This is a genomic window from Streptomyces arenae, from assembly GCF_022343545.1.
In the GTDB taxonomy this organism is placed as follows: domain Bacteria; phylum Actinomycetota; class Actinomycetes; order Streptomycetales; family Streptomycetaceae; genus Streptomyces; species Streptomyces humi.
Genome location: NZ_JAKQYH010000019.1, coordinates 15,813 through 34,612 on the forward strand (window position 1 = coordinate 15,813; position 18,800 = coordinate 34,612).

The window sequence follows — 18,800 nt, forward strand, 5'->3', positions numbered from 1 at the left end:
TTGTGGCCGCATCGGGCGGGCCGGTGGACAGCGCGTCCCTCGCGCGGGTGCGTTATCAGTTCTTGGTGTCCTATGACGCGGAATTCCCGTTGTGAGATTCAGGTGAAGATCATGTGATAACACTGCTGTCTGTTCGGATGTGGATCTGGATCCAGGGGGGATCTCTTCATGCGTACTCCGCACATACGCGCTGCCCTGCCCGCGCTCGCGAGCGCCGCGCTGCTCACCGGCACCGTGCTCAGCACCCCGGCCCAGGCGGCCGGCGGTGTCACCGTCTACCACGTGTGGTTCGACAGCCCGGGCAGTGACAACCGCTCAAACTCCAGCCTCAACGCCGAGTGGGTGCAGATCAAGAACACCGGCGGTTCGGCCGTCTCGGTCAAGGGCTGGGTGCTCAAGGACGCCTCCAACCACCGGTACGTGTTCAAGGACGTCCGGATCGGCGCCCACAAGACGATGAAGGTGCACACCGGCCGGGGCACGGACACCGCGTCGGACAAGTTCCAGAACCGCCGCGCCTACGTGTGGAACAACACGAGCGACACGGCGACGCTGACCCGGGCGAGTGGCGCCAAGGTCGACTCCTGCTCCTGGACGACGCGGGATCCGAGCGACAAGTACTGCTGAACCGCTACTTCAGCGGGCGGCGGAGGTTCTCCCGCTGCGAGGGTCCGGGGGTCGCGTCGGCGATCCACGGGCCCTCGCCCGACGGGTCGACGATCCCCTGCTCCAGCCACTCGTAGGAGCCGCCGAGCACGCCCTTGACGACCTTGCGGTCCAGGTCGTCGGTGTTCGACCAGAGGCGGGTGAACAGCTCGTCGACGCGGACGCGGGCCTGCCGGCAGAACGCGTCGGCGAGCTGGTAGGCCTCGCGCCCGTGGTCGCCCTCGCGGCGCAGCAGTTCGGCACGGACGCAGGCCGCGCTCATCGCGAACAGCTCCGCCCCGATGTCCACGATCCGGCCCAGGAAGCCCTGCTTGGTCTCCATCCGGCCCTGCCAGCGGGACATCGCGTAGAAGGTGGACCGGGCGAGCTTGCGGGCGTGCCGCTCCACGTACCGCAGGTGCGGCGAGAGGTCGATCCCGTGCTTGAAGTCGCCGTACGAGGTGGGGAGCTGGCCCGGCCCCGCGACCAGTTTCGGCAGCCACTTGGCGTAGAAGACGCCCGCGTTGGCTCCCGCCCTCGCCTTGTCCTGGAGGGACTTGTCGGGGTCGATGAGGTCGCCCGCGACCGACAGGTGGGCGTCCACGGCCTCCCGCGCGATCAGCAGGTGCATGATCTCCGTGGAGCCCTCGAAGATGCGGTTGATGCGCAGGTCGCGCAGCAGCTGCTCGGCGGGGACCGCCCGTTCGCCGCGGGCCGCCAGCGACTCCGCCGTCTCGAAGCCGCGGCCGCCGCGGATCTGGACCAGCTCGTCCGCCATCAGACAGCCCATCTCGGAGCCGTAGAGCTTGGCGAGGGCGGCCTCGATGCGGATGTCGTTACGGTTCTCGTCGGCCATCTGGGAGGACAGGTCGACGACCGCCTCCAGCGCGAAGGTGGTCGCGGCGATGAAGCTGATCTTGGAGCCGACCGCCTCGTGCAGCGCCACCGGCTTGCCCCACTGCTCGCGGACCCCCGCCCACTCCCGGGCGATCTTCAGGCACCACTTGCCGGCGCCCACGCACATCGCGGGCAGGGACAGCCGTCCGGTGTTGAGGGTGGTGAGCGCGATCTTGAGGCCGGCGCCCTCGGGGCCGATGCGGTTGGCCGCCGGGACCCGGACCTGGTGGAAGCGGGTGACACCGTTCTCGAGGCCGCGCAGGCCCATGAAGGCGTTGCGGTTCTCGACGGTGACGCCCTCGGAGTCGGCCTCCACCACGAAGGCCGTGATGCCGCCCTTGCCGCCCTTGCCGTCATCGGATTTCGGCACCCGGGCCATGACCACGAGCAGGTCGGCGACCACACCGTTGGTGGTCCAGAGCTTCACCCCGTCGAGGACGTAGTCGTCGCCGTCCCGTACGGCCGTGGTGGCGAGGCGGGCCGGGTCCGAGCCGACGTCCGGCTCGGTGAGCAGGAACGCCGAGATGTCGGTGCGGGCGCAGCGGGGCAGGAACGCGTCCTTCTGCTCCTGGGTGCCGAAGATCTTCAGCGGCTGCGGCACGCCGATCGACTGGTGGGCGGAGAGCAGCGCGCCGACCGCCGGGTTCGCGGAGCCGACCAGGGCGAGGGCCCGGTTGTAGTAGACCTGGGTGAGGCCGAGGCCGCCGTACCTGGGGTCGATCTTCATGCCGAGGGCGCCGAGCTCCTTGAGGCCGGCGATCACCTCGTCGGGGATGCGCGCCTCGCGCTCGATGAGCGCCGAGTCGATCTTCGTCTCGCAGAACTCGCGCAGCCGGGCGAGGAACTCCTCGCCGCGGCGCACGTCCTCGTCCGCCGGGAGCGGATGGGGGTGGATGAGGTCGAGCCGGAAGCGCCCGAGAAACAGTTCCTTGGCGAAGCTGGGCTTGCGCCAGTCCTGTTCCCGGGCGGCCTCCGCCACCTGGCGGGCCTCCCGCTCGGTGACGGTGGGTTTCTTGGTGGTGGGGGCGGACATTGAGGCTCACCTCGCCACGAAAGGGGACGTTGAGGACCGTTCGTTACCGACCAGTGCTACTGGATCGTTGGTACCCCAAACGGGCTGCCCCCACCAGTCCTCGCGGTCCGATCGGGTCACCCGGACCGGCCGTCCCGGTCCCCGGTGTTGCGTCGTGGGGCCCTCACGGGGGACGGTTCGGCCAGAGCGTGCCGTCAATTCGCTGTCGAAGCGCTTCGACAACCTATGGACACCCACCTTCACTGGGGCTACTGTCGAACCACCCTCACTCGCCCTTGTCAGCAATGCGCACTGTCGAAGCGCTTCACAACACTTGGAGAGCTGGATGGTCACCCTCGCCGAGGTCGCCCAGCACGCCGGAGTCTCGGCGAGCACGGTGAGCTATGTCCTCAGCGGCAAGCGGTCCATCTCCACCACCACCCGGCAGCGGGTCGAGCAGAGCATCCGGGAACTGGGCTACCACCCGAACGCCGGTGCCCGCGCCCTGGCCAGCAGCCGGTCGAACATCATCGCGCTGATGGTCCCGCTGCGTACCGACATGTACGTGCCGGTGATGATGGAGATCGCGATCGCGGTGGCCACCACCGCCCGCCTCCACGGCTACGACGTCCTGCTGCTCACGGGCGAGGAGGGCCCGGACGCGGTCCGCCGGGTCACCGGCAGCGGGCTCGCCGACGCCATGATCCTGATGGACGTGGAGCTGGAGGACGAACGGCTGCCGCTGCTCAGGGGGACCGACCAGCCCTCCGTGCTCATCGGCCTGCCCGCCTCCACCTCCGGGCTGACCTGCGTCGATCTCGACTTCGGGGCGACCGGGGCGCTCTGTGTGGAGCACCTCGCGAAGCTCGGCCACCGTGACATCGCTGTCATCGGCGAGGCCCCGGCGGTCTACGAACGGCACACCGGTTTCGCCGAGCGCACCCTGGACGGGCTGCGGTCCCGGGCCCGGGAGCTGGGCCTGAGGGTCCTGCACCGGCCGTGCGAGGGCGGCTACGACGCGATGGCCGCCACGCTGGCCCGGATCTTCGACGAACGCCCGGACACCACGGGGTTCGTCGTGCAGAACGAGTCCGCGGTGGAACCCCTGCTGGCGCTGCTGCGCCAGCAGGGCCGGGCCGTGCCCGAGGACGTGTCCGTGGTCGCGATCTGCCCGGAGCAGGTCGCCGTCCAGGCCTCGGTGCGGCTGACCTCGGTCGCCATCCCCGCCCAGGAGATGGGCCGGCACGCGGTGGAACACCTGGTCGCCAAGCTGGACGGCCGGGGCAGTGACGAAGTCGTGCTGATCGCACCCGAGTTGACGGTACGGGCGAGCACGGGACCGGCCCCGGCCGGGTCCTGAACCCGGACGCAGCGCCTCGTTCGCAGTGCCCCGCCGTGCCGGGGCACCCCCCTGTCTGCACTCCTCCAGGAGCACCTGCCGTGAATCAGCCTGCCGAAATCCAGTCCGCGGACCACCAGCCCAAGGTCAGCCTCGCGCAGTCCTCCCCCACCGTCGGCACGTTCCGTGAACGGGACGGCGGTCTGGAGTGGAGCGGGCGCCAGGAGACCCTGCGGATCGAACCGTGGGGGCCGGACGCCGTCCGGGTGCGGGCCCGGCTCGGCGGTCCGGTCCTCGACGGCCTGCCGGGCGCCCTGCTCGACGAACGCCCGCCGGCCCAGTCGACCGTCAAGGTCACCGACGGGGAGGGGCGGTTGACGGTCGGGGACCTGACCGTGGAGGTGTCGGCCGAGGGGCTGGTCCGCTTCCTGCGCTCCGACGACCTCTCGGAGGTCCTGGCCGAGGAACGCGCCCACTTCTGGTGGCCCGGCTCCCGCCTCTACACCGCCGTCGGCAACGGCTACCACCGGCTGGAGCAGCGGTTCGCCGCCTACGAGGGCGAGAAGCTGTTCGGCCTCGGCCAGCACCAGCACGGGCGCCTCGACCAGAAGGGCCTGGTGCTGGACCTGGTCCAGCGCAACGCCGAGGTCTCGGTCCCGGTCCTGGTCTCCAGCCGCGGCTACACCCTCCTGTGGAACAACCCGGCGATCGGCCGGGTCGAGCTGGCGGGCAACGGAACCCGCTGGGTGGCGGACTCGGCCCGCCAGCTCGACTACTGGATCACGGTGGGCGATCCGGCCGACGGGCAGCGCAACTACACGGCGGTGAGCGGCCGTTCGCCGATGCTTCCGGAGTGGGCGGCGGGCTTCTGGCAGTGCAAGCTGCGCTACCGCACCCAGGACGAACTCCTCGCCGTGGCACGGGAGTACAAGCGCCGCGGCCTGCCCGTCTCGGCGATCGTCTGCGACTTCTTCCACTGGACCCACCTCGGCGAGTGGAAGTTCGACCCCGCGGAGTGGCCCGACCCGGCCGCGATGGTCCGTGAACTGGACGAGCTGGGCATCAAGCTGGTGGTGAGCGTCTGGCCGTCGGTGTCCCCGCTGTCCGAGAACCACGGCGTCATGGAGCAGCGCGGCTACTTCATCGGCACCCAGTACGGCCCGATGGCGCACGCCGACTGGCCGGACAAGGAGGTGGCGTCGACCGTCCAGGTGGCCTTCTACGACGCCACCAACCCGGACGCCCGCGCGTTCGTGTGGTCGAGGATCAAGGAGAACTACCTCGACCCGTACGGCATCACGGCCTTCTGGCTGGACGCCTGCGAGCCCGAGCTGAAGCCCGGCTTCCAGGAGAACCTGCGCTACTGGACCGGCCCGGGACTGGAGGTCGGCAACAGCTATCCCGCCGAGAACGCCCGGACCTTCCACGAGGGCCTGCGGGCTTCCGGTCTGGGCGACGACGAGATCGTCACCCTCAACCGTTCGGCGTGGGCGGGCAGCCAGCGCTACGGGGCGGCCGTCTGGTCCGGCGACATCGGCACCGACTTCGCGACCCTGCGCCGCCAGATCGCGGCCGGACTCAACACCGCGCTGTCCGGCATCCCCTGGTGGAACACGGACATCGGCGGCTTCCACGGCGGCGACCCGGACGACCCGGCGTACCGCGAGGTGATGGTCCGCTGGTTCCAGTTCGGCGCACTGTCCCCGCTGATGCGGCTGCACGGCTTCCGTGACCCGGGCATGCCCCTCGGCCCCGACATGACCGGCGGCCCGAACGAGGTGTGGTCCTACGGCGAGGAGGCCGGCGCGATCCTGGAGAAGTACCTGCGGCTGCGCGAACGGCTCAAGCCGTACGTCCTGACGGTCATGCGGGAGGCCCACGAGGAGGGCCTGCCGGTGCTGCGGCCGCTGTTCCTGGAGTTCCCGCAGGACCAGACCGCCTGGACGGTCGACGACGCCTACCTGTTCGGCCGTGACCTCCTCGTGGCGCCGGTGCTGACGGCCGGGGCGACGGCCCGGACGACGTACCTGCCGGCGGGCGCCCGCTGGACGGACGCGTGGACCGGCGAGTCGTACGAGGGCGGCCGGGCGGTGACGGTGGACGCGCCGCTGGACCGCATTCCGCTGTTCCTGCGGGACGGCGCGGAACTGCCGGTGGCGGAGTAGCGGGGGCGGTGCTGCGGCCGGCGGCCGTTGATTGTCTCAACTCAGCGGTGTGGTGGGGCAGTTGGAGAGGGTAGGCAGTATCCCCTCCCCCTGTCCCCCACGAAGGGATCCGCTCCCGTGTCCTCCGGTCCGCTCTCCCTCACGCTCGCCAACGCGCTGCTCAGACCGGCCTCCCGCGCGCGCCGCACGCCCGACCACGCCTTCGACCGGCTGCTCGACGCGGCCGGGCGGACGGAGGGCGACGAGCGGTTCGCCGACGACTTCCGGTTCCTGCTGCGATGTTGGTCGGACGCCGAGCACCTCACCCCGGTCGGCCGGCTGTCCGCGCGCGGACACGTCGGCCGCCACCTCGCCAACCGGGCCCGGATCCGCCGGCTGCTCGCCGAGCACCCCGCGATCGAGCGGGAACCGATCGAGCGGCCGGTGTTCGTGGTGGGCCTGCCGCGCACCGCCACCACGCTCACGCACAGCGTGCTGTCCCTCTCCGCGGACCACCGCTGCCCGCTGCTCTGGGAGTTGCTCACCCCCGACCTGGAACGCCCGCCCGCGGAACGGGAGAAGGCGATCGCGACCGCCCGCCGCCTGGTGGGCGGGATCAACCTGTTCGCGCCGCGGTTCCGGCACATCCACACCCTGCGCCCCGAGGGCCCGGAGGAGTGCACCTTCGCGCTGCCGCACACCGTGATGCCGCTGTCCCAGGCCGTGATCCCCGAGTACCTGCCCTGGCACGAGGCCCGTGACTTCGAGGCGGACTACCGCTACCTCAAGCAGATCTACCAGGTGCTCCAGTACGGCCGCCCGCGCCGCCGCTGGGTGCTGAAGTCGCCGCTGCACCTGGAGAACCTGGACGCGCTGCGCGCGGTCTTCCCGGACGCCACGATCGTGTGGACGCACCGTGATCCGGCCACCGCCGTGGCCTCCTTCTGCAGCCTGGTCGAGCACGGCATGGCGGTCAGCACCCGCCCCGTCGAACCGGAGTGGATCGGCGCCACCTGGCTGGCGCTGCTGGCCCGGTCGGCGTCCCGCGGCCTGGCCGCCCGGGCGGCCGTCCCCCGCGAACTGCTCGTCGACGTGCCGTACTCCTGGCTGGGCGCCGACCCGGCCGCGGGCGCCCCGAAGCTGTACGCGGCCGTGGGGGCCCGCTGGACCGAGGCCGACGCGGCCCGGCTCCCGGCCGTCACGACCCGCCCGAAGGGCACCCGGGTGCACACCTACGACCTGGCCCGCTACGGACTGAGCCGCGCCGACGTCGACGCGGCCTTCGCGGACTACAACGCGCTGCGCGCCGAGGTCGACCGGGCCTGACCGCGAGGGGGCCGGCCCCGCACCGCACGCGGGGCCGGCCCGTTGCTCAGCTGCTGCTGACGCTCTCGCTGTTCACGGCGAAGTCCAGCCCGCCGGACGAGGACGTGATCTCGAAGCCGAACTGGAAGTCACCGATGGTGACGTTCCCGAACCAGCCCTTGGTGTCCTTGATCCACTTCAGGATCGGCAGCACGTTGACGGTGCCGGAGGACGAGTTCGAGGTGCGCACGAACGAGAAGACGTCGTTCGAGCCGTTGTTGCCCTTGTACACGGTCCAGGTGTGGCCGCCCAGGGTCAGCGTGCCCTGCGAGGTGCCGAGCGGGCCCACGGCGCCCGTGTAGTTCATCCAGAGCATGATCTCGTACTTGTAGCCGGTGTCCCAGATGTCGTACGACGTGTTGTACGCGCCGGACGACGGGACCGTGACGTTGTAGCTGCTGGAGAGCGAGGACAGCGAGGTGATCGACTTGCTGATGACCGCCTTGGCGTTGGGGTAGGACTTGATGCCGCCGGTGTTGGGGTGGTTGGCCCAGACACCCCAGTTGGTGCCGGAGTTGGCCCAGATGCACTGGCTGCCGGCGCCGGAGCCCCAGATGTTGTTGTAGAGCGTGTAGCCGTTCAGCGTGGTGCTGCCCCACTGGTCGCAGGAGCTCCAGACGGCCGCCGAGGCGGGGGCGGAGGCCAGGCCGACGGTGGCGGCGAGGGCGAGCGCGGGGGCGATCAGGGCCTTGGCGACCCTGCGGTACGTGCGTGTTGCCATGGTGTCCCTTCCATGGGTGGGGGGAACTGCGCGGTCACCACGTCCCCAGGGTGAGGACGTGGTCTTCTCCGGCGACGAGGTCGAGCGGCCGGGCGCCGGAGGAAGTCCACAGGTCGATCCGGAGCGTCCGGGACGGCCTCAGGACGGCGCGCGCTCCGCCGGGGGCCCAGTCGAGGTCCAGTTCGGCTCCGAAGCGGGTGCGGACGCCGTGCAGCCGGCCTGTGCCCAGGGCGCTCGGCGGCGCGGGCAGGAGGACCAGGCGGTCCGGGGTGGACTGCACCAGGGCCTCGACGAGCACGGCGGGCAGGGTGTGCGCGGCGTCGGCGTTGTAGACGTCGCGGTTCGGGTAGTGGGCGCTCATCAGGGAGGCGTGGAAGAAGTCGCCGTCCAGGACGTGGGCGAGGGCGGCGGCGACCCGTTCGCCGTCCCGCAGCCGGGCCGCCACGAGCGCGTGGTGGAGGTGTCCGTGGGCCGAGTCGTTCTCGGCGCCGCGCAGTTCGAGCGCGCGGTGGGCGGCGGCCGCGAGCTCCGGGGTGTCGTACGGGGTGATCTCGTCGAGCGGCCAGACGCCGTAGAGGTGGCTGAGGTGGCGGTGGTCGTAGGTGTCGTCGAGGCCCGGCCACGCCCACTCGGCGAGGGCGCCGTCGGCGTTGACCCGGTGCGGGGGCAGCCGGTCCGCGAGGGCGCGCCAGCGGTCGGCGTCCGGACCGGGGTGGTAGTCGGCGGCCGTGCGCAGGGCGTGCCGGGCCGCGGACAGGTCCATCGCCGCGTTGACCGCACCCCAGCCGCCGTTCGCCGGCCGGTTCTCGGGCGAGTAGGAGGGGACGACCACGAGCCGGCCTTCGGGGTCGGTCCGGGTGAGGAAGTCCTCGTAGAACGTGGCGACTTCGGCGAGCGCCGCCGCCGTCCGCGGATCCCGCTCGCCGCGGATCTCGTCGTGGTCGACGAGGGGTTTCAGCAGCCAGTCGGCACCGGCCGTCCACAGGTGCAGCGGGTACTCGCGGCTGAAGTGGTACGACAGCCCGGACTCGCCGTCGCTGTGGGCGGGCGCCACCACGCCCCGGGCGCCGAAGACCGCGCGGGCGTTCTCCCGCCAGTCCCCGAGCTGGCGCTGGACCAGTGCGGCGCACGCCTCGGTGACTTCCGGGAGGGCGGCGGCCGCGGCCGAGGCCGTCTGGAGGTTCACGTTGGCGTCGTTGGTGAAGGCACCGGACCAGGCGGTGTCCCAGTCGCCGGTCCACAGTCCGGTCAGCCGGGGCGGGTTGAGGCCGGAGGCGGAGAGCAGGTGGTAGCGGCCGGCCGCGAAGAGCCGTTCCAGCAGGGCGGGTTCGGCGGGCCGCGCCAGCAACTGCGAGCCGGGGAGGGCGCGGGCGGCCGGGGCGGCGGCCAGGTCGAGGGTGACGCGGTGGTAGGCGGTGCGGTGCCGGTCGAGGTGGCGGGCGAGCAGGGTGTCGTACGACTGCCCGTCGGTGAGCAGGGCGCGCAGCTCGTGCGCCTCGGCGGTCACGTCGAGTTCGCCGGTGTGGCGGCGGACCCGGGTGAGGAGGAGGACGGCCTCGGCGCCGGTGACGCGGACGCCCGGCGGGACGAGTCCGGTGGCGCCGCCGGTGACGGCGACCAGGGTGACGCCGGTGACGGCGCGGTCGCTGCCGGGGTAGCGGGCGCGGAGACTGAGCAGGGCGCCCTCGGGGGTGCGCAGCGTGCCGTGGCCGATGCCCAGGTCGGCCGGGGCGCCGGGGAGCCGGTGGTCGAGGGTGATGCCGAGGTCGAGGCCGGCGGTGCCGGTGACGTGCTGCACGATCACGTCGTCCGCGCGGGAGACGAAGACCCTGCTGGTCCGGTCGGCGGTGGTGGCGGTGACCTCACCGGTGGTGAAGTCGACGGCGCGGCGGTAGCCGTCGGTCCGGCCCCGCGGTCTGCGCAGCCGGATCTGGAAGGCGGGGTGGAAGGGCTGCACCCACTGGAGCGGGCGGCCGTCGGTGAGACGCTCGGCGGCGTTCCGCTCGCCGGCGAGCAGCCTGTCCTGCACGTCGGCGAGTTGGGCGGCCAGGCGGGGCGGGCGGGCCTGTTCGCCGCCGTTCGGGCGGACCAGGGTGTGCTGGGTGACGATGACGCGGTCGTCGTTCGGATCGCCGAACACGAGGGCGCCGTGCCGGCCGTTGCCGCTCAGGAAGGCGTCCTCCCAGCGGGCGGCGGGTGCGGGCTCCCAGGTGCCGTGGACGGGGCCGGTGGCGGTCACGGCTTGAGCACCGCCGCTCCGTAGCGGCCGAGGACGATCCGGTCCGTGACGTCCGTACCGGTCAGCAGATCTCGATGTGTTCCCATGACCGGCACATTTACCTGATCACGCCCGTGGTTGAACAGGAACAGCAGGTCGCCCCGGCGGACCGCCTCGACGCCGGCCGGCAGCCCCTCCAGCACCGGCCCGACGCCTGCCGCGGCGGCGATCCGGCCGAGCAGCGATCGCAGCGCCTGCGGCTCCGGCAGCGTGGAGACGTACCAGGCACGCCCGTTGCGCAGCACGGCCGGCAGCCCGTCGAGTTCGCCGCCCTCGTACGGCACCGTCTCCGTGACACCGGGCGCGGCCTCGATCTCCTCCGACCACAGGGTTCCCCGGAACCCCTGGCACGCGACGCTCTCCCCCGCCTCCAGGGGCCACCACTCGTGCAGGGTGCGGATGCCGAACAGCTCGCGCAGCCGGGCGTCCATACCGCCGGGCCGGATCCGGTCGTCCTCGTCGGCGACGCCGGTCAGGAATCCGCTGACGAGCGTGCCGCCGGAGCGGACGTGGCCGAGGAGGTTGTCGATCGCGGTGTCGGTGAGCAGGTAGAGCTGCGGGACGACGACCAGCCGGTAGGCGGACAGGTCGTGTTCGGGGTGGGCGAAGTCGGTGGTGAGGTTCGACTCCCACAGCGCCCGGTGCCAGGCGTGCAGGACGCCGGGGAGGTCGACCTCGGCGGAGAGCCGGCCCTCGTGGGCCCCGGCCCACCAGGAGTGCCAGTCGTGGAGGATCGCGATGTCCGCGCTGATGTGATGGCCGGTCACCTCGTCCCCGATCAAGGTCAGTTCGGAGCCGAGCTGCCTGATCTCCTGGTAGGTGCGGCCCTCCTCCCCCGCGTGGCTGATCATCCCGGAGTGGAACTTCTCCGCGCCCTGCCTCGACTGCCGCCACTGGAAGTAGCAGACGGCGTCCGCGCCCCGGGCCACCGCCTGGAGGGACCACTGGCGGTTGAGGCCGCGCGGCTTGGGGTGGTTCACCCCGCGCCAGTTGACCGGCCCGGCGGCCTGCTCCATGAGCATCCAGGGGCCGCGTGCCTGGGAGCGGGTGAGGTCGTGGACGAGCGCGCCGTGCTGCGGGCCGAGGGGATCACGGGGGTCGGGGTAGAGGTCGACGGAGACGACGTCCTCCTCGGCCGCCCAGCGCCAGGCGTCCAGTCCGGTCCACAACGGCATGAAGTTGGTGGTCACCGGGATGTGCGGGGTGTGCCGGGCGACGATGTCCCGCTCGGCGGTGTAGCACTCGAGGAGCATGTCGGAGGTGAAGCGGCGGAAGTCCAGCACCTGGGTGGGGTTCTTCAGGTAGTGGGTGTGGCGGGCGGGCAGCACGGCGTCCCAGCTGTCGTAGCCCTGGCTCCAGAACGCCGTGCCCCACGCGGTGTTCAGGGCGTCGAGGGTGCCGTAGCGCTCGCGCAGCCAGCGCCGGAAGGCGGCGGCGGCCTCGTCGCCGTGGTCGTAGGTGCAGTACTCGTTGTTGATGTGCCACATGGTGAGGGCGGGATGGCCGCCGTAGCGCGCGGCGAGGTCCTCGGTGATGGCGGCGGCGTGGCGGCGGTAGGTGGCGCTGGAGTGCGAGAAGTGCTGGCGGCCGCCCCACCACTCGGTGCGGCCGTCGGCGTCCCGGGGCAGGGTGTCGGGGTGCAGCCGGCCCAGCCACGGCGGCGGGGCCGAGGTCGGCGTGGCGAGGACGACGCCGATGCCGTTGTCGTGCATCAGGTCCATGAGCCGGTCCAGCCAGCCGAAGTCCCGCTCCCCCGGCCGGGGTTCGAGTCTCGCCCAGGAGAAGACACCCAGGGTCACGGAGTTGACGTGGGCGGCCTTCATCAGCCGGACGTCCTCGTGCCAGGTCTCCTCGGGCCACTGCTCGGGGTTGTAGTCACCGCCGAAGAGGATCCGGCCGCGGGTGGCGTCGGGGAGCCCCGGCATCAGCGGGGCTCCCCGTACTGGATGCCGCGCCCGTTGGTGGCCAGGTAGACCCTGCCGTACACGCGCGGGTCGCCGGTGACGGCCTGCCCGGTCCAGCCCCACTGGTGCCGGTCGTCGTTGATCCGCATCCAGGATCCGGCCGCGTCGTCGGAGCGGTGGACCGCGGTGCCGGCATCGGTGGAGCCGACCAGGTAGATCGCCGGGTAGCCGGCACCGGGCGCCGCCTTGCCGAAGCCGAGGGTGTACGCGGCCCGGCAGCCGGCGACCTTGGCGAAGGTGGCACCGCCGTCGGTGGAGCGGTACAGCCCGTTCCACTTCACGCTCAGCCACAGGTCTCCGGACCGGCCGGGCGCCGCGGCCAGCTGGAACTGGCTGTCCCCGGCGGGCAGCCCGGTCGCACGCGCCGTGAACGAGCGGCCACTGTCAGTGCTGGCCCGTAGTGTTCCGGTGTCGGTGTCGTACGCGTAGAAGAGCGTCGGGTCGGCCGGGTCGGCGACCGGCGTGGCGCCCTTCGGGAAGGAGGAGATCTCGGTCCAGGTGGCGCCGTTGTCGTCCGACCGGTGGGCGGGGTACTTGGTCCCGTCCCAGTGCACGAAGGACCACAGCAGCACGCCGCCGTCGGCGTTGGCGGCGATCGGCCCCGGTGCGTCGTGGGCGAGGGAGGGCTGGGCGGCGAAGGGCGCCCAGGTCCGGCCCCCGTCGTTCGAGTAAGCGCCGTTGCCGTGGTCGCCCCAGCCGGTGCGGACCACGTACGCCGGCCTGCCCGCGGCCTGCGCGAGCCCCGTCGCCGACCCGAACACGGGGTTCGAGGCCATACCGCGGGACGGAGACGAGGTGAGCCGCTCGTGGTACATGACGCCGATGTCCCCCGAGCCGCTCAGCAGGTGCGCCTCCCCGACCGGGGGCGACACCAGCTGAAGCACCGACGTCTCCTCCAGGCCGCGGATCCGCGGCGCCCAGTGGACCAGGTCGCGGGTGCCGTAGAGGGTGGCGCCGGTGCCGTAGACGACGTGCTTCGAGTCGTACGGGTCGACGGCCACGGCCTGGATCCACCACCCGAACTTGGGCTCTTCGGCCCCCCACTTCAGGAAGGGAGTCTCGGACACGTCGAAGACCGCGGAGTCCTTGAGGGACGTCCAGGTGCGGCCGCCGTCGGTGGTCCGGTAGAGGGTGTCGACGGCCGTCCACCGGTTGTTGGTGGAGACGACCACGGTGCCGGGGCGGCGGGCGTCGACGGCGACCCCGCCGTAGCCGAAGGTGTCGCTGCCGCCGGGCGCGGCCGGGGTGACGTCGGACCACCGGTCGCTGCCGACGGCCAGTTTGTGCACGCTTCCGTCGGCCTGGCCGTTGGGGCCGGGGGCGTCGGCGTACGTCACGTACAGCTCGCGGGCGTGACGGTCGTAGGCGGCGCGTACCGGGACCTTGGCGGCGGTGCCGGTGGGCTGCCCGGGTACGGGCTCCCAGGTGGCGCCGTCGGTGGTGCGGTACAGGTTGACGGCGGTGGCGCTGCCGTCGCCGTCGCCCCAGCCGGCGTACACGGCACGGCCGACGGCCACGAGGAGGCTGACGCCCTGGCCGGAGGCGGTGGGGGCGGGCGGGAAGCCAGTGACCGGCGACCAGGTGGCGCCTCGGTCCGTCGACCTGAGCAGTCCGTCGTGCCGGGTGCCCAGCCACAGGGTGTCGCTGTCCCGCGGGTCGACGAGCAGGCGTTCGCCCGTGCCGCGGCCGTCCTCGTTGGCGCCGAGTTTGACGTTGAGGTCGGTACGGGTCCAGGTGGCGCCGCGGTCGTCCGAGCGCAGGATCGCGCCGTTGCCGGCCCAGGACTGGGCGTAGGTACCGAGGGCGAGGTAGAGCCGGTCCGGGTGAACGGGGTCGACGGCGAGGGCCTCGACACCGAGGAGGTTCCAGTCGTCCCAGCCGAGGTGGTCGGTGAGCGGCGTCCAGCGGGCGGCACGGGCGTCCCAGCCGTAGGCGCCGCCGATGTCGGTCCGGGCGTAGGCGAGACCGGGTGCGGTGGGGTGGAAGAGGACGCCGGTGACGAATCCGGTGCCGCCGATCACCGCGTTGCGCCAGCGGTACGCCTGCGGCTGGGGCTCGGCCGCGTGGGCGGTTCCGGTGAGGGTGGGGAGAGCGGTGAGGGCGGTTGCTGCTGCCGTACCGGCGAGGACGGTTCTGCGGCTCAGAGAGGGCATGGGGAACCTTCGGTGGGCGTGGGTGGTTGGTGATCCGGGGTGGGGGGGCTGGGCGGGGCTGGGGACGCTTACCGGCGCTGGCAGGGTGCCGTCGCGCCCACCCGTGCCGCCTGGGGGTCCCCCCTCTGGGGGAGGCACGACTGCCCGCGGCTGGCGAAAAAGCGGCGGCACGCATGCCCGCAGCTGGGTGACTTTGCAGCGGACGGCGCGGATTCCTGCCTGGGGGCGCGGGGAACTGCGCGACCAGCCCCCACGCACCCGAGGCCGCCGACGCTCCCCCGCCGCCCCTCCAGGAGCGCGCGTCGGCTACCCCTTGACCGCCCCCGTCAGCATCCCCTTCTTGAAGTGCTTCTGGACGAACGGCGAGAGGACCGCGACCGGCAGCAGCGCCATCACCATCACCGCCATCTGCACCGCCAGCCCCGACAGCTCACCCGTCTTGATCGCCTGGCCCAGCCCCACCGGAGCCTCCTGCTTCTGGACGAGCTGGATCATGACGTTCTGGAGCGGCATCATGTCCTGGTCGTTGAGGTAGAGGGACGCGTTGAACCAGGCGCTCCAGTACCCCACCGCGTAGAACAGGGTGATCACGGCCAGCACCGCCCGGGACAGCGGCATCACGATCTGCCACAGGATCCGGAAGTCCCCCGCGCCGTCGATGCGTGCGCTGTCGACGAGTTCCTGCGAGATGCCCATGAAGAACCCGCGCAGGACGAGGATGTTGAAGACGCTCACCGCGCTCGGGAGGATCAGCGCGAGGTAGCTGTCGGTCAGCCCCAGGGACTGGACCAGCAGGTACGTCGGGATCAGGCCCGCGCTGAAGAACATCGTCGCGAGCAGCAGCATCAGGAACCAGCGGTGGCCCAGCGAGCCGGTGCGCGAGAGGCCGTAGGCGCACAGCACCGACACGGCCATCGAGAACAACGTGCCGACCAGGGCGATGGCGATGCTGATGATCGTGGCCCGGGTGACCTGGCCGCCGCTCAGCAGTTCCTTGTAGGCGACGAAGGTGATGCCCTTGGGCACCATCACCAGGCCACCGGCCTGGTCGATCGTCTTCCGCGAGGACAGGCTGGTGACGACGATGATCCACAGCGGGAAGAGGATGCCGAGGCAGGCCAGGGCGAGGACGAGTCCCTTGCCGGCCACGCCGGCCCGGCTCGGCTCCTCCTCCCAGACCGGGCGGGGCGGCGCGGCCCACCGGGACGGTTCCCGTACGGGCGGCTCGTCGATGATCGCGGTCACTTCTTGTACACCCCCTGCTCGCCCATGAGATGGGCCACCTTGTTCGCGGCGAGGACCAGGCCGATGCTGACCACGCCCTTGATGAGTCCGGCGGCGGCCGCGTAGCCGAAGTCCTGGTTGCGGACGCCGTTCCACCAGACGAAGGTGTCGAGGACGTCCGAGGCCCCCGGGCCGACGGCGTCGCGCTGCAACAGGATCTGCTCGAAACCGACCGTCAGCGCGTCACCCACCCGCAGCACCAGCAGCAGGGCGATCACCGGCCGCAGGGCAGGGAGGGTGACATGCCACATGCGGCGCCAGCGGCCCGCTCCGTCCATCGCCGCCGCCTCGTAGAGGTCCGGGCTCACGGACGCCAGCGCCGCCAGGAAGACGATGATCCCCCAGCCCGCGTCCTTCCAGACGCCCTCCGCCGTGACCAGGAACTTGAAGGTCGACGGGTCGGACATGATGTTGATGCCGGCGTAGCCGTGCTGCCGCAGCAGCTGCGACAGCAGGCCCGCGCCGCCGAAGATCTGCTGGAAGACGGAGATGACCAGCACCCAGGAGAAGAAGTGCGGGAGGTACAGGACCGCCTGCGCGATCGCCCGCACCCGGGGCCGGACCACGCTGTTGATGAGCAGGGCGAGCGCGATCGGGATCGGGAAGAACAGCACGAGCTGGAGGAAGAACAGCACCAGCGTGTTCTGCACCGCGTTCCAGAAGGCCGAGTCGGCGAAGGTCTGCTGGAAGTTCTCCACACCCACCCAGGCGCTGTGCAGCATGGAGACGATGCCGTTGTCGCTGACGTACGGGTCGTAGTCCTGGAAGGCGACGATGTTGCCGAGGATCGGCAGGTAGTTGAAGACCAGGAGGAGCAGGACCGCCGGCAGTGTCATCAGGATCAGCGTGCGGTCGCGTCTGAATCTGAGGCGCAGGCTCAGTTTCCCTGCCTTCGGCTTCTTCGGGCCGGTGGTGCCGTCGGACGCCACCGGAGTCCTCCCCGCCCTGTCGTCGTCTGCCTCGGCTCTGCTGCGAGGCACCGTGCTGTGGGACACGGCCGTTCTCCTTGCCTCGGTGCCTGGTCAGCTCGCGGAGGAACCGTTGTCGTCGAGCAGCTTCTGGTACCAGTCGCGCAGTTTGTCGCCGCCCTTGCTCTTCCAGTCGGAGACGGCCTGCTGCATGTCGCTGATCTTCTTGCGGCCGCGCGTGATGTCGTCTTCGAGCTGCTCGAAGTCGTTCATGAGGTTGGTGTAGCGGGACGGCTCGGTGATCATCTGGCCGAAGAAGCTGGACTTCTTGGTGAAGGAGCCCATCCGCTGCTGCCACTCCACCTGGGCCTTGGCGACCTCGGGGAAGTCCGGGTGGGCGATGGTGGAGGCGGGGCTGGCGACCATGACGTAGGCGTTGATGACCTCGTTGTTGCCCTGGGTGGTCTTGGTGGGCACCCCGTTCTTGACGGTGTAGTGGGTGCCCTCGACGCCGTAGTTGGTGGCCATGTACTCCTTGGTCCCGTACGGCGCGGCGGTGGTGTTGGCGACGGCCAGCACGTCGTGGATCACCGACTCGGAGGCCTTCTTGTTGACGAAGGCGAAGATGCCGGCGGGCTGTTCGGCCCAGACCTGCGGGTTGCCGCCGTCGTGGGCGTAGACGTCCATGCCCCAGATCTTGTAGTCCGGGTTCTGGGTGGCCTGTTCGGCGGTGCGGCTCCACCACTGGCTGATGTCGTTGGGGTAGATCAGGAACTCGCCGGCCGCGAACTTGGGGCCCGCGTCGGGGGCGTTCTTGCCCAGCATGGAGTCGGGGTGGACGACCCCGGCGGCGAAGAGCTTGCGGGTCCACTCCAGTGCTTCGAGGTATTCCTGGGTCTCGATGCGGTTGACCAGCTTGCCGTCGACGAGGTTCCAGCCGAGCGGCTTCTCGCTGCCGGAGAGCACGCTGAACATCTGCCAGGCGGTCCACTTCATGTCCATGCAGGCCCAGCGCTTGGCCTTGGCGTTGGTGATCTCCTTGGCGAGGGCGAGGAACTCGTCCGCCGAGCGCGGGACCTCGTAGCCCTTCTTGTCGAAGATGTCCTTGCGGTAGAAGGGCACGATGTTGGTCACGTACGAGGCCGGCATCGGCAGGCCCCGCAGCTTGCCGCCGAAGATGCAGCGGCGCCAGGCGTCGGTGGGGATGGCGGCGAGGTTCGGGTAGTCCTTGACCTTGTCACCGGACAGGTACGGCCCGAGGTCGGCGAACTTGCTGATGATGGCGGTGGGTATCTTGCCGCCCATGTTCCAGTTCGGGACGACCACGACATCCGGTACGTCGCTGGAGGCCAGGACCGCGCCCAGCTTCTGGTCGTAGGTGTTGCCGTCCTGGTTCTGCCACTCGACGTCGACGCCGATCATGCTGTTCATCGCCGTGTAGTAGGCGTTGTCCTGCTTCGGCGGGGAGCCCCAGAACGGGGCCATGACGGTGACCTTGCCGCCCTTGCCGAGCTTCTTCGGGACGGAGGTCTTCAGGGTGGCCAGGTCGAGCTTGCCGGTGAAGCCGATCGACGAGCCGTACTTCGACGGGATGTCCGGCGTCACCACGTTGTTGGCGACGTAGGACGGCAGCAGCTTCTTCGCGTCCTTGCCCGAGGAGGAGCCGCCTCCCGACCCGCTGTCCGACCCTCCGCAGGCGGCGAGCAGCGGCATCCCGCCCGCCACCGCTGCGGTGGCGACTGCCGTGGAGGCGAGGAAACTTCTCCGGCTCGGCCCGGAGGGGGCGGAAGCGGCGTTCGGCGTCATTGCGTCAACCCTTCATGGCGCACCAGGACACCCGGCGGTGGCCGTCGGCTGCGGTGTCTCGAGTGGAACTGGCTGAGCCGAAGCGGTCCTGCGGCCGTTGACGTGCGTCCCGGTCGTGGGTCCCTGGGGGCGGATCGGCCAGTCGAAGCGCTTCGATGTTGCTGCGAGGTTAAGTGAACACCCGGGGGTGCACAAGGGTCGCTCCCAAGATTCCTCCGAGCCATCTGAAGTGACCTCTTCGCCTGCGCTGCTTGAAATTACGGTGAGCATCCCTTGACACTCAC

At 71.0% G+C, this 18,800-nt stretch carries 12 protein-coding genes; 4 read left to right on the plus strand and 8 right to left on the minus strand.

Going from position 1 to position 18,800, the window contains the following annotated elements:
• Positions 1-168 precede the first annotated feature (168 nt).
• Entirely contained in the window at positions 169-627 is a 459-nt protein-coding gene (locus MB828_RS11060) for a lamin tail domain-containing protein (RefSeq protein WP_301647996.1), read from the plus strand.
• Positions 628-631: 4 nt separating this feature from the next.
• On the opposite strand, the gene MB828_RS11065 is transcribed toward MB828_RS11060, so the two are convergent.
• Positions 632-2,575 (minus strand): acyl-CoA dehydrogenase family protein, encoded by a 1,944-nt coding sequence (locus MB828_RS11065; protein WP_301647997.1) that lies wholly within the window; start codon positions 2,573-2,575, stop codon positions 632-634.
• 325 nt (positions 2,576-2,900) lie between these two features.
• Here MB828_RS11065 and MB828_RS11070 point away from each other — a divergent pair, with 325 nt between their 5' ends.
• The 3 genes from MB828_RS11070 to MB828_RS11080 all read left to right on the plus strand — a co-directional run bounded on the left by MB828_RS11070 (position 2,901) and on the right by MB828_RS11080 (position 7,363).
• Positions 2,901-3,914 carry a LacI family DNA-binding transcriptional regulator gene (locus MB828_RS11070; RefSeq protein ID WP_133027378.1) on the plus strand — a complete coding sequence of 338 codons (1,014 nt, stop codon included), beginning with the start codon at positions 2,901-2,903 and terminating at the stop codon, positions 3,912-3,914.
• A gap of 80 nt (positions 3,915-3,994) precedes the next feature.
• Positions 3,995-6,058: a glycoside hydrolase family 31 protein gene (locus MB828_RS11075; RefSeq protein WP_301647998.1), complete on the plus strand. Its 2,064-nt coding sequence runs from the start codon at positions 3,995-3,997 to the stop codon at positions 6,056-6,058.
• Positions 6,059-6,175: 117 nt separating this feature from the next.
• Positions 6,176-7,363 (plus strand): sulfotransferase family protein, encoded by a 1,188-nt coding sequence (locus MB828_RS11080; RefSeq protein ID WP_301647999.1) that lies wholly within the window; start codon positions 6,176-6,178, stop codon positions 7,361-7,363.
• A gap of 46 nt (positions 7,364-7,409) precedes the next feature.
• Here the strand turns inward: MB828_RS11080 and MB828_RS11085 are convergent, their stop codons facing one another.
• From MB828_RS11085 to MB828_RS11115, 7 genes are all read right to left on the minus strand, one after another.
• Entirely contained in the window at positions 7,410-8,123 is a 714-nt protein-coding gene (locus MB828_RS11085; protein ID WP_301648000.1) for a glycoside hydrolase family 12 protein, read from the minus strand.
• A 34-nt stretch (positions 8,124-8,157) separates the two neighbouring features.
• A complete protein-coding gene (locus tag MB828_RS11090) occupies positions 8,158-10,362 on the minus strand; it encodes a glycosyl hydrolase family 95 catalytic domain-containing protein (RefSeq protein ID WP_301648001.1) in 2,205 nt (734 codons plus the stop codon).
• Complete coding sequence (locus MB828_RS11095) at positions 10,359-12,326, minus strand: beta-galactosidase (protein WP_301648002.1); 1,968 nt, start codon at positions 12,324-12,326, stop codon at positions 10,359-10,361. Before MB828_RS11095 ends, MB828_RS11090 begins: the two co-directional genes overlap by 4 nt.
• Positions 12,326-14,518: a sialidase family protein gene (locus MB828_RS11100; RefSeq protein ID WP_301648003.1), complete on the minus strand. Its 2,193-nt coding sequence runs from the start codon at positions 14,516-14,518 to the stop codon at positions 12,326-12,328. The genes MB828_RS11095 and MB828_RS11100 overlap by 1 nt, the downstream gene beginning before the upstream one ends.
• 306 nt (positions 14,519-14,824) lie before the next feature.
• Entirely contained in the window at positions 14,825-15,763 is a 939-nt protein-coding gene (locus MB828_RS11105) for a carbohydrate ABC transporter permease (protein WP_301648004.1), read from the minus strand.
• Positions 15,760-16,797: an ABC transporter permease gene (locus MB828_RS11110; protein WP_301648005.1), complete on the minus strand. Its 1,038-nt coding sequence runs from the start codon at positions 16,795-16,797 to the stop codon at positions 15,760-15,762. Before MB828_RS11110 ends, MB828_RS11105 begins: the two co-directional genes overlap by 4 nt.
• A gap of 27 nt (positions 16,798-16,824) precedes the next feature.
• Positions 16,825-18,516: an extracellular solute-binding protein gene (locus MB828_RS11115; protein WP_301648006.1), complete on the minus strand. Its 1,692-nt coding sequence runs from the start codon at positions 18,514-18,516 to the stop codon at positions 16,825-16,827.
• Positions 18,517-18,800: the final 284 nt, after the last annotated feature.

Bases quoted from the DNA above. Each gene is read 5' to 3' on its own strand.
- MB828_RS11095 (WP_301648002.1), bottom strand. From the start codon at position 12,326: ATGCCGGGGCTCCCCGACGCCACCCGCGGCCGGATCCTCTTCGGCGGT.
- MB828_RS11085 (WP_301648000.1), bottom strand. From the start codon at position 8,123: ATGGCAACACGCACGTACCGCAGGGTCGCCAAGGCCCTGATCGCCCCC.
- MB828_RS11060 (WP_301647996.1), top strand. From the start codon at position 169: ATGCGTACTCCGCACATACGCGCTGCCCTGCCCGCGCTCGCGAGCGCC.
- MB828_RS11100 (WP_301648003.1), bottom strand. From the start codon at position 14,518: ATGCCCTCTCTGAGCCGCAGAACCGTCCTCGCCGGTACGGCAGCAGCA.
- MB828_RS11115 (WP_301648006.1), bottom strand. From the start codon at position 18,516: ATGACGCCGAACGCCGCTTCCGCCCCCTCCGGGCCGAGCCGGAGAAGT.
- MB828_RS11070 (WP_133027378.1), top strand. From the start codon at position 2,901: ATGGTCACCCTCGCCGAGGTCGCCCAGCACGCCGGAGTCTCGGCGAGC.
- MB828_RS11065 (WP_301647997.1), bottom strand. From the start codon at position 2,575: ATGTCCGCCCCCACCACCAAGAAACCCACCGTCACCGAGCGGGAGGCC.